The 10,530-nt window shown below is 36.8% G+C and carries 13 protein-coding genes; 1 reads left to right on the forward strand and 12 read right to left on the reverse strand.

The genetic code is table 11. The annotated features are described in order from the left end of the window. Positions 1 to 354, forward strand: a 354-nt coding sequence (locus BUB32_RS12360) for a carbohydrate-binding module family 20 domain-containing protein (RefSeq protein ID WP_327192063.1), incomplete at its 5' end; no start/stop codon positions are given. A 362-nt stretch (positions 355 to 716) separates the two neighbouring features. Here BUB32_RS12360 and BUB32_RS12365 read toward each other — a convergent pair. From BUB32_RS12365 to BUB32_RS12415, 12 genes are all read right to left on the reverse strand, one after another. Further along, positions 717 to 2,393 carry a type IV secretory system conjugative DNA transfer family protein gene (locus BUB32_RS12365; protein WP_072969620.1) on the reverse strand — a complete coding sequence of 559 codons (1,677 nt, stop codon included), beginning with the start codon at positions 2,391 to 2,393 and terminating at the stop codon, positions 717 to 719. Continuing rightward, complete coding sequence (locus BUB32_RS12370; protein WP_072969621.1) at positions 2,362 to 2,985, reverse strand: replication-relaxation family protein; 624 nt, start codon at positions 2,983 to 2,985, stop codon at positions 2,362 to 2,364. The genes BUB32_RS12365 and BUB32_RS12370 overlap by 32 nt, the downstream gene beginning before the upstream one ends. A gap of 328 nt (positions 2,986 to 3,313) precedes the next feature. Then, positions 3,314 to 3,622: a hypothetical protein gene (locus BUB32_RS12375; RefSeq protein ID WP_072969622.1), complete on the reverse strand. Its 309-nt coding sequence runs from the start codon at positions 3,620 to 3,622 to the stop codon at positions 3,314 to 3,316. Between the two features lie 252 nt (positions 3,623 to 3,874). Continuing rightward, entirely contained in the window at positions 3,875 to 4,051 is a 177-nt protein-coding gene (locus BUB32_RS13000) for a hypothetical protein (RefSeq protein WP_022587609.1), read from the reverse strand. Positions 4,052 to 4,072: 21 nt separating this feature from the next. Further along, the gene (locus BUB32_RS12380) at positions 4,073 to 5,092 is read right to left on the reverse strand and encodes a ParM/StbA family protein (RefSeq protein WP_072969623.1); all 1,020 of its coding nucleotides are present in this window, start codon (positions 5,090 to 5,092) and stop codon (positions 4,073 to 4,075) included. Further along, a complete protein-coding gene (locus tag BUB32_RS12385) occupies positions 5,085 to 5,603 on the reverse strand; it encodes an HD-GYP domain-containing protein (protein ID WP_072969624.1) in 519 nt (172 codons plus the stop codon). Before BUB32_RS12385 ends, BUB32_RS12380 begins: the two co-directional genes overlap by 8 nt. A 27-nt stretch (positions 5,604 to 5,630) precedes the next feature. Further along, entirely contained in the window at positions 5,631 to 6,026 is a 396-nt protein-coding gene (locus BUB32_RS12390) for a prepilin peptidase (protein ID WP_234949306.1), read from the reverse strand. Then, positions 6,026 to 7,024 (reverse strand): hypothetical protein, encoded by a 999-nt coding sequence (locus BUB32_RS12395; protein WP_234949305.1) that lies wholly within the window; start codon positions 7,022 to 7,024, stop codon positions 6,026 to 6,028. The genes BUB32_RS12390 and BUB32_RS12395 overlap by 1 nt, the downstream gene beginning before the upstream one ends. Positions 7,025 to 7,409: 385 nt before the next feature. Next, positions 7,410 to 8,186 (reverse strand): LSm family protein, encoded by a 777-nt coding sequence (locus BUB32_RS12400; RefSeq protein WP_072969463.1) that lies wholly within the window; start codon positions 8,184 to 8,186, stop codon positions 7,410 to 7,412. Positions 8,187 to 8,394: 208 nt separating this feature from the next. Beyond that, positions 8,395 to 8,982, reverse strand: a complete 588-nt coding sequence (locus tag BUB32_RS12405) for a hypothetical protein (RefSeq protein WP_072969625.1) — start codon at positions 8,980 to 8,982, stop codon at positions 8,395 to 8,397. A 70-nt stretch (positions 8,983 to 9,052) separates the two neighbouring features. Continuing rightward, positions 9,053 to 9,490 (reverse strand): hypothetical protein, encoded by a 438-nt coding sequence (locus BUB32_RS12410; RefSeq protein ID WP_072969626.1) that lies wholly within the window; start codon positions 9,488 to 9,490, stop codon positions 9,053 to 9,055. A 54-nt stretch (positions 9,491 to 9,544) separates the two neighbouring features. After that, positions 9,545 to 10,366, reverse strand: coding sequence for a CpaE/TadZ family protein (locus BUB32_RS12415; RefSeq protein ID WP_072969627.1), 822 nt, complete (start codon positions 10,364 to 10,366; stop codon positions 9,545 to 9,547). Positions 10,367 to 10,530 lie beyond the last annotated feature (164 nt).

The raw sequence follows: 10,530 nt of genomic DNA on the forward strand, positions 1-10,530 counted from the left end.
GGAGTTACAAGCAATAGCTATAATAACATTAACGTTTTAACAGGTAATCAAGTAACCGTTAGATTTGTAGTAAATAATGCCACAACCGTGTGGGGAGAAAATGTATATCTTACGGGCAATGTAGCTGAACTTGGCAACTGGGATACATCGAAGGCAATAGGACCAATGTTTAACCAGGTTGTGTATCAATATCCTACGTGGTATTACGATGTGAGTGTGCCTGCTGGTACTACTATACAATTTAAGTTTATAAAGAAAAATGGCAGTACTGTAACCTGGGAAGGTGGATACAACCACGTATATACTACACCCACTTCTGGTACAGCTACTGTAATTGTAAACTGGCAAAATTGACAACTAAAAAGCTAAATTTCCCTCTTTCCCTATTTTTAAAAGTAGAGGTAGGTTATATTTACCCTATCTCTACTTTTAAATTTTTTGTACGTAAGGCGATAATAATAAAATCTACTTGGCTTAATTCTAAAGCAAGAAGCATAATCCGCAGTAAAACATTTGGCTATAGGTATCGCAGTTCTTGAAAAGGCCAATTATATTCAGCAAGAATACTATTACCAAGCTTTTTGTATACCTAAATACTGTTACCAGAGATCGAAAGAGCAAGTTATAAGTATAAAAATAGAAAAATCTGTCAATCCATTATAGATATTCGTCATTTATATTTATTAGTTTTTGTTTTCTGTTCTACCATTATTGACTCATATTTTTCTCACTAATACCTTCTTCACAAAAAACTCTGGAAACTTTTTAACCACAAAAGCTTCCCCTCTTTTAAGCCTTTTTATTTCATCGGGATGAACAATAAAGCTTTTCTCTTCCTTTACCGTTCCCATTCCAGTAGGTGAAATTTCATTTACCTGCATCGTAACCGTTATATCATCTTTTGTTCCTATAAGTGAGGATAAAAGTTCAGCTGAGACCGGTACATCCTGCCTGTGTATGATTTTAACATTTGTGTTACCCAGTATTTGCTCCATTAATTCTGTTTTACCCTCTATTCTTAAATCTGCAAGCTCCTGTGTGGATAGTATAACATGAAATCCTGCTGCCCGAGATTTATTAATAAAATCCGTAACTTGAGGTCCTGCAAATACTCCAAACTCATCAAAAATGGTAAATATCTTTTTACTGCTTCCAAACATTCTTGCTGCTGTTGTCTTTAAATCAATTACTATCAGCCTTCCTAGAAGTCTCGAATATTCTGAAAATCTTAAAGCGTCTAAACTAAAAAATACCACTGCATTTTCTTCTATGCATTTTATAAGGTCAATTGTGCCTTCATCTTCTGTATCAGAAAGCAGTTCTCCTATCTCACTTTCTGAAAACACTGCAAGTCTATTCACAAGGCCAGTAATATCCTTTCTCGCACTGTCGATCATATCATAAAAAACCTCGTATTCATTTTTATCCATTTTGTCTTCCCGAACTAGTTTCTTTGCTTCTTCCAATAAAGCATTATAGTTTAATTTTTTAGAAATATTAACCAAATCTACTCTGTTATTTGTCTTCTGCAAAATCTTTATTGCTGACTGCAAGTATCTTTCACTTAAGAATTTGTAATGGGGCTCCGTCCAATCAGATAAACTGATGAGCTTATCTTTTAATTCCGTAAAGTTTCCAACCCTTAAAGGATTATAATGCATAATCCCTTCTTGTGTCACCATGGAAAAAAGATAAAACTTCCGATTATATTTTTCTGCCATATTTTTTACTTTCTCCGCAAAACCTATTTCACCTTTTCCGTCAACTATAATCACAGGTATTCCTCTTATTACAGCACTTTCAATAAAATTCATAAGAGTAGTAGTTTTCCCTGCCCCCGTAGCCCCCAACACTAAACAGTGCCCATTAAGCTCTTCGTCTGTAATTTTTACTGTGTTACCGTCCTCATCAATACCTATAAGAGTTCCGTCATCCTGCTGTGACAGCTTCTCCAGCTTTTTTACAAGCTTTTCATTAAAATTTCTCTCTTTATCCTTCCCTATTTCTCTTCTTTTCTTTACCCACTCAGGCTGTGCCGCACTGTACAGCTCTATCATTAGTGAAAGAATAAATCCAACAGGAATGCTAACTTTTACTAAGATTTTCCAATCTAAATTATGCGGTATCTTGTTATTAAAAAGCAATTTATAAGCCCCAAGTATTAGCTTAAAATAATTCACTATCAACATATTAAAATCCTTTACAGTAAAAATTATAAGTATTACTGCCACTGCAGCTGCAGCATAAACTATCCATTTCTTATTTTTTAACTTATCAGCGGCAGCATATATAATCAATCCAAAAACAATTCCAGGTAAAAACATCAAAACCCCCACAAGACCAATAACTAATATTACTATTTTATCTGTTTGCGTAAGCTCTCTGCTGTTCATCCTTAAGCACCTCGCTTAAATAAAAAATCTTAACATAATCCATTTCTCTGGCTGCTTTTTCCACTTCATCATAGACTGCCTTGCTGGAGACAAAATACCACACCTCATCATAATCAATGCTCTTTTTGTAGTAGCTCATCTTTTTCTTTAGATTCCTCTCTGACTTCTTTGTGAGCTCTACTTCAACAGCTATTTTCTTCCCATCTTTTATTAAAACTCCATCCGGTATCATATATATTTTGCTGTCCTGCCTTAATTCTCTCATAGCAATCCATTCTCCCTGCTGCTCTAATTCAATGCTCAAATCTACCACCTTTAAGTCATGCTCATAATTAGCCAAATTCACATAATGTTTGGGAGCCCATAAATTTGAGCCTGAAATTTCAGCTCCCTTTTTGGTACACATATAAACCCCAGGCTTATTTCTGAAGATCCTCAAGGAGTATAAATACCCGTCTACACAAAGCTTTCTAAGCCTCCTGTATGATGCCTTTACACCTATTTTAAATTTTTTGGAGACTTGGTTAACCGTCACATACCTCATTCTGTTTATCCAGTACAAAATCTTTAAATCTCTTTCAGTAAGCTGCACAAAACCACCTCCTGAAGAATTAGCAAACTTGCGCCCACCCCTACCGAAATTAAAAGCCGCGCCGAACCCTTGAGAAGCGAGACCCCGCTCTCTATACGAAGCGTTAGCGGAGTATGATGAGAGAGCGGGGTCTCGCTTCGAAACCCGAGCAAAGCGAGGGCAAGGCGGAAGCCTCGGGGTGAGGCGCGGCAAGAGAAAAAGGGTAGGGGTGGGCGCTGGGATATGTAGAATAAGGTGTAGAATTCATTTCTACCGTGCTTTCTACAGGTTGTTCTACAAGGAAAGTAATAAAAAATGGGTCCAAAAAAACTGAACCCTTCACCTCAAACTATAGAGATAATATATCTATTACGCTCTCTATAAGTAATTTTTCTGTTTCGTTAGTTTTCTGACTTTTTTCATCATTTGACAGACTGACTGATGGACTGACTGACAAATTCTCTGATTTTGTGTCTATCTTTTCTAATATACAGTCTAACTTTTTATCAATATCATCGAGTCTATCCTTATATCCGGCATAGAAGCGCACAGCATTTCTGATAAAATCAGATCGTTCGGAAGCACCAAGATTAGAAAGAATTTCTTCAATATCTTTGTCGCTCTCTCTTATTCTAAAACTGTACTTTTTCCCTTTCATTGTATCACCTCAGAATCTGTCTGACATAGTCAACCCCTTATCATATCTACATTTCCCCTCTTTAAATCAGTAATTTTGTCCGACATGTTTTGTCTGACACTTCAAAGCATTGATTTTTAAGCATTTGCAGAAGCAAAAATATGATTTTGTCGGACAAACATCAATTATTTGACTCCGCAGTATGTCGGACAAAAGTCTTTTTTACAGCCTCCAAAACCTGTTCTCATCTAATAAAACTCATGTCGGACGTTTTTATGTCTCCTTTATGGGTATTGACGGCTGCCTGCTTTCACATACTCTGATTATATACTTAATTTCCCTCCTTGTCAGATATTTCTTATCAGCAGTATAGTAATCTACCATCTGTTTCATCAGCTCCCATATATTTTTATAATTCAGCTCCTCTTCGCTTTTTATCTTTTTCTCCATAATCTCACCCCATTTATATTATCAGCTGTTCTTTTTCTCCTCAAGCTCCGCAACCTTAAGGAATCCTTTAGCATTTGCAAACTGGGCATTTTTAACAAGCAGCGTATTTTCATAAATATCTCTCATGTACGGCAGCAGTTCCCTAGCTCCTCCCCCTGCTAGAAAAACAGTGTTGAAAAAGTCCAGCTTGCTTCCCCATATAAGCTTTATTTTATCTTTTATTACCCTCGCTGTTTCGTTCCGCACTTCATCAATATCTTTTGTAAAATCAAGCTCTCTCCCTCTGTAAAATATTCTTCCGTCACTTATAAGCCTTATCAGCTCTGAAACATCTATCTTGCTTCCGGTCTTCTGCGTAAACATCCTATCTACTGCATTATTCAAAACCGACATCCCTACTTCCATGGTACCGGACATATCTTCCCTCAAAATAAGTTTATCTTCTACCATAAAAACTATAAAGTCAGTAGTTTTAAACCCAATATCGATTAAGCCAATATAGCTGCCTTTTATAAGATATTTTTGAACATCATCCAAAACTGCATAGTAAACTGCTCCAGCTGCCTGAGGAAAGATAGTAATTCTCTCAAATTTGATTGTTTTTACCCTTTCGTCTCCCTTAAAATATGCCATAACTTTAAAATTCTTAAGCATATTTTTAAACTCTTCCTTCTTGTGAACATACTGCTCAAGAGGAAGGCCGGTAACAACATGTACGGGAACTTCTTCTTCCGGAAAAAGAAGAAGACATGAAGCTGTAATAAGAGCTTTTGTATTAGGATGATTTATTTTATCTTCATCAAACACGTACGAGACATTTTTCCCCTCTCTTCTGGCCAGCTCTCCCACAAAATACTCTTCCTTTTTTCCATTCACAATAACAACATGCATGTTATCAGTTTTCTTGTTATCTATACCAAATAGACCAGACAAAACTCTTTCATATGCATTTCCAACTAGAGAAGGAAACAGTATTTCTTTTCCTTTTTCATTGATTCCCTTTACATACCCGTACCCGACATCCAAACCAACCTTAAACATATGCTTTCTCCTCCTTAAACATTTTTAAAAAAATTTTTACCACCTCAGGGTCAAACTGCGTGCCTGAGTATCTTATTAATTCCTCGATTGCCTTATCATGAGGCAGAGGTTTTTTATATATCCGTCCAGTAGTCATAACGTCATATGCATCCGCTGCCGCAATTATTCTTGAAAATAATGGGATTTTTTCTCCGCGCAGGCCGTCAGGATACCCTCTTCCATCATATCTCTCGTGATGGTGCCTTATTGCAGAAACTACAGTACTGTCAAATCCAATTTTTTTAAGCAGTTCTGCGCCGTACAATGAATGCATTTTTACTAACTCAAACTCTTCGATTGACAGAGGCTCCTTCTTGTTAAGCAAACTTTTTGGTACAAATAACTTACCAATATCATGAAAAAAAGCAGCAGTCTCAAGAAGTTCAATTTCTTTTGAAGACAGCCCCATGTAAATTCCAATGTTTCTGCACAGCACTCCAACGCTGTATTGGTGTTTTATAAGATCCTCCAAAAGCTCTTCTCCCTTCTTTTTAAGAATTTAAATTAACAAGAAGTTTAAAAGTGCTCCAGCAAAAACAGCAGGCATAAAAGGAAGCTTTGTTCTGAATTTGCGTAAAATAAGGGAATAAAAGATAAAAATCACAGATGCCCACAAAAGAATATCCCATATTTTAAAGCCAGAGTAGAAAGACAGCGCAGTTAAAATTTTTACGTCTTCACCGCCTATTCCTCCTAAAAGCCAGAAAAGGAAAAGAACTGCAAATAGCAAAAGTGAGTTAACCAGATAAAATTTTAGGAGTATATAAGGTTTCAAAAAGAAATTCACAAAAGAAAGCGCCAAGATGGAGGCAGGGTAGATGTGTCCCACCTCCATCTTTTTTATGTCTTCTACAGCAGCGAAAAAGAGGATAATTAAAATCAAAATCTTAATCATCAAAATGTTATCACCTCTGAATCTTTAATTGATTTTTTGAAGACAGGGTCAGGGATGTTGAACTTTGAATCTGCGTAAATCCCGTTTATGGGAATGTTCATCTGTATTTCAAATGAACCTCCACCCTCAAGGTCAAAATAGACGTGTAGCGTAGAATTTTCGTCACCGGGCTTTTCATACTGGAACTTCAGAACAGCACTTCCTGAAGTGCCTCCGACGTTCTTTATCACCGAATAAGGCTCAACATAGAGCACACCTTTGTTCTGGTACCTGTTCACAACATGTATTGCTCTAATGTTAGTGACTTTCTTATTAAGCGCATAAGAAATATTCAAAGTCATATCGCAGACAGAGCCGTCGGGTAAGGTGTGCTTGTTCGTGAAAACATACTGTGGTGTTTTAGAAACAGAGATAGTGCCGTGCACTTCATCCCAGTAGCCGCTTTTAACCCACTCTTTGTATGTTTCCCAATGCGATGTGTCAACCCACACCTGCCTTGTCTCATAATGTCCGGGAACATCAACTACCCACCTCTGAGCCCAGTATCCATCCTGCACCCATACTTGTCTTGTTTCGTAATGTGATGTGTCAACCCAGACCTGCTGTGTTGTCCAGTATCCGCTCTGCACCAAGACTTTCTCTGTCTTCCAGTAGCCGCTTTTAACCCAAACTTTTTCTGTTTTCCAGTAACCATCTTGTACCCAAACTTTCTGCACTTCCCAGTGAGAAGTATCTACCCAGACTTTTCTGTACTCCCAGTGTGCAGGGATATCTACAACCCAAACTTGTTCTTTTTTCCAATAACCTGCCTTCCAATCTGCATAACCCCAACCACCATAACTACCCGGTACCCAAACATACTTCACATCCCAATGCCCTTTTTCGGGCACCCATACAGCTTCTGTTTTCCAATATCCACTCTCTACCCAGACTTTTCTGTATTCCCAGTGAGAAGTATCTACCCAGACTTTTCTTGTTTCATAGTGCGAAGTATCCACCCATACCTGCCTCGTTTCGTAATGCGATGTATCGACCCATACCTTCTTTGTGTCCCAGTATCCGCTCTGGACCCATACCTGCCTTGTTTCCCAGCGAGATGTGTCTACCCAGTACTTTTCCCAATGTCCCTGCTCAGGTACCCAGACCTGCTGTGTTGTCCAGTACCCGCTTGTGACCCACCTTTGCTTTGTTTCCCAGTGAGAAGTATCTACCTACACCTTTGTGCCGTTTGAGTTGAGCTTTACCCAGTCTCCTGCGTAAACAGGAGTGTTAGCGATAATGATGAAAATTAAAGCAAATAAAAAAAGAGCCTTGAACTTATTCATTTTTAAAAGCACCTCCCTTAAATTTAGGCAAAATAAAAAAGCAGGTTAGACCTGCCCCTTATAAGTTCTTCTTAGCCCATTCGACGTATTCTTTTACATTGCTTTCCCGCTTTATTTCGGAAAAATTTAAACCATTTATATTAAAATATGATTTAATATAAAGATCTTTATTATTTAATTTATTTTTTATTTCTATAGATAACTTACCTTTTGTCCCTTCTTCGCTTCCACTTATACTTCTATACGCTTTATCACTCATCAAAAATTTTGTTTCTGGAGAAGTATATTGGAAATAATGAGTAACTTCATCTGCGATAACCACATCATCTATCAAAGGTGTTAATTCTAAAAACAATGGTGGTTTTTTATTATCTTCAACAAGTTCTCCATTAACAATATATATTTTTGAAAGTTGAAGTTGAACATTTTTATGAATAAATACTTCTTTAGGAATTTTCGAGGATTGAAAAGAGTTTACAATAAAATTACCTATGAGCACTAAATCACCTTCTTTATGACTTAAATCATCTTTTATATATTCAGCTACAACTACATTCTTTATACTGCCGCTAAATTCTGTGCCGTTTTTTAGTATGAATTTTATTTCTTTGTTATAGTGCTTCTCTAAAAATTTATCTGCTAACGGTTGTAAATCTGGTCTTTGTTTCATTGTATTAGGATCATATACTCGGATTGGTGACGTGTCACCCCCTATACTATACAAAACTCCTTTTACCTTTTCCTCTAAAGCTGTCCTCTTGCTGTCATCCTTATAAGCCTGATACCCTGCCACAGCAAGCGCTATGACTATGACTAAAGCTAATATTTTCCTCATGAGAGCTCACCTCCAGTTAAATTTTTCAAAAACCTGTTACCGCCCTCCGGTCAGTTAAAACGGATAGGAATGCGGCGGGCGGGTCAAGGTGGAGTCGAAGGATAAATGGAGGGGACCCGCTTGCGGGGAGGAGGCCGTTTATGTTCGAAGGCACCTTGACCGCAAGCCCGACGCATTTATAAAATTTTTTGTGCCGGAGGGCGGTGAATTAGTAGACTATATTCATCACTTCATTATTTTTATCGACCAGTACAATTACCCAGTTTCCTTTTTTAAGCTTATCTTTATTATACCTCATCACTTTATTAGTGTCAGAAAATTTCTGCATAACTGCTTTATCTGCAACAGTGTACTTTTCTTCTTTTCCATCTATATCTATCAAAACATAATTATCTTCTGCTTCTTTCAAAATGCCTAATATACTTGCGCTTCCATCTTCAAGAGCTTCTTTTCTGCCTTGAGTGATGACATAAATATAATTTTCACCATCTTTTCTTATGATTTTCACAAACACTCCTTCTTTAATGTCTTTGGGCATTCCCTCAACAAATAAAGTTTTCTTAGCTGCAAAATCATACTTAACTTTTTCTTCACTACTTTCTAAAACTATTTCGCTGTTATTATAACTTACAACAGTTCCTGCAGTGAACTCTTTTTGAAGATTTACCTTCTCACTTTTAACAGCTTCATTTACAGTATTTTCGGTTTTGCCTGTATCTTTCTTTACATCACCACAGCCTGCTGCTAGAGTAGTGACAATAAGTAATATCAAAGCAAAGCTTAAGACTCTCTTCATTTTTTACCTACCTCCTTAAGATTTATTTTCTTTAACTGAAATTTTAGGAATAAAAGTAAAAATTTATTTTTTAAGCTTCTTTGAATGTTTTAGCAACTATTTCTTTTAATGCCCAACCATATTTTTGATAAGTGTCTTTGTTTGCTTTTATCCATTCAGAAGACAACCGAACAGAATGAATTTTATCTGAATCTTTATAGCATGTTACAGCGCATTTTGTGTTTATTTTTTCGCTTATCAGCGTACAGTGATAAACCCTATACCAGCTTTCCGGCTCATAAATCTTTTCAATGTCAATCTTAACATTTTTCAAAAGTTCCTCCGCTTTTTTCTTTACAGCAGTTTCTTCAAACTTGTCGCAAATAATTGAAGCTCCGATAAGTACTATAGGTAGCCCGAATACAACAGCTCCTGCACTAAGATAAGCTGCACTCCAGCCTTTTACAAAGCCTGCAATAATATAGCCTGCTAATGTCAAAAAGTATATCCAAACATGTACCTCTACCATACAAACCCCTTCTTTTTTAAAATTGCGGTTTTATAACAAAATTGAAATTATCACTCAAGAGAAAATAAAATCGCATACCGCATCAATTTCTTTGCTAAAATTACTAATGACTCTATATTTCAAATTCAGCAGCTTTGTATACTTCTTAAACACTTTTTCCGGCTTAACAAATATCGTCAAAAACTCATAAGGGAACTCCTTCATCCTCGCAAATTCTCCTTCTGTGCCCTTGGACAGCACAACTATTTTTGTGGCATTGTCAAGCGCAGTTTTAACAACTCCATTAAACTCATCTGGAAGGTCAAAAATTATTATGTCAAACTTGCTTCTCGCAAGTTTGACAATCGAATCAACATCGCTTTCTTCAATATCTCTCACAAGGCTTACTTTAGGAGGAGACTGAAGTATAAATACACTTGAGCTGTACTCAATTAAGTTTTCAAAAAAGCTCTCTTTTGTTCTTTCTTTAAGCCACATTCCAATGTGGGGAAGGACAGGAAGGTCCAGCATAAAGCTTAAGTCCGAACCTCCGTCACGAAAATTTAAATCCACCACAAGCACTTTTATATTTTTCTCCAAACTTTCAAAGAGAGCTCTAACAAGTGTGGTTTTCCCAACACCACCCTTGAAGGAGTATACTGCAATAACTTCCTGTCTTAAAGGAAGTATTTTTTCTTTTCTTTTTTCTCCATTAAGCTCCTTTACTGCATATCCGTTAAAGCTGTCTTTCACTAAATCACCCACAATAAAATCATACTTTTTCTTATTCGTCATAATTTCAGCACTTTCTACAGATAAAGCCACATCAGCATCTTCATAAATTTCTTTTGCTTTCCTGACATACTCTCTATCATTTGAAACAATAAGCACCTTCACTTCACATCCCTCGCTTTCGCTATGCCTGTAACGGTTATATCTCTTGAAGTGCCGTACATCTCTCCTGAAACGGAAGCAGTAACGTAAATGTATCTGTTCTTAACAGTTACACTTACATTTTTAACAGGTACTCCTAAATCTTTAAATGTATTCAGAGCTAAAGA

The sequence above is a fragment of the Thermoanaerobacter uzonensis DSM 18761 genome, from assembly GCF_900129115.1.
Classification (GTDB): Bacteria; Bacillota; Thermoanaerobacteria; order Thermoanaerobacterales; family Thermoanaerobacteraceae; genus Thermoanaerobacter; species Thermoanaerobacter uzonensis.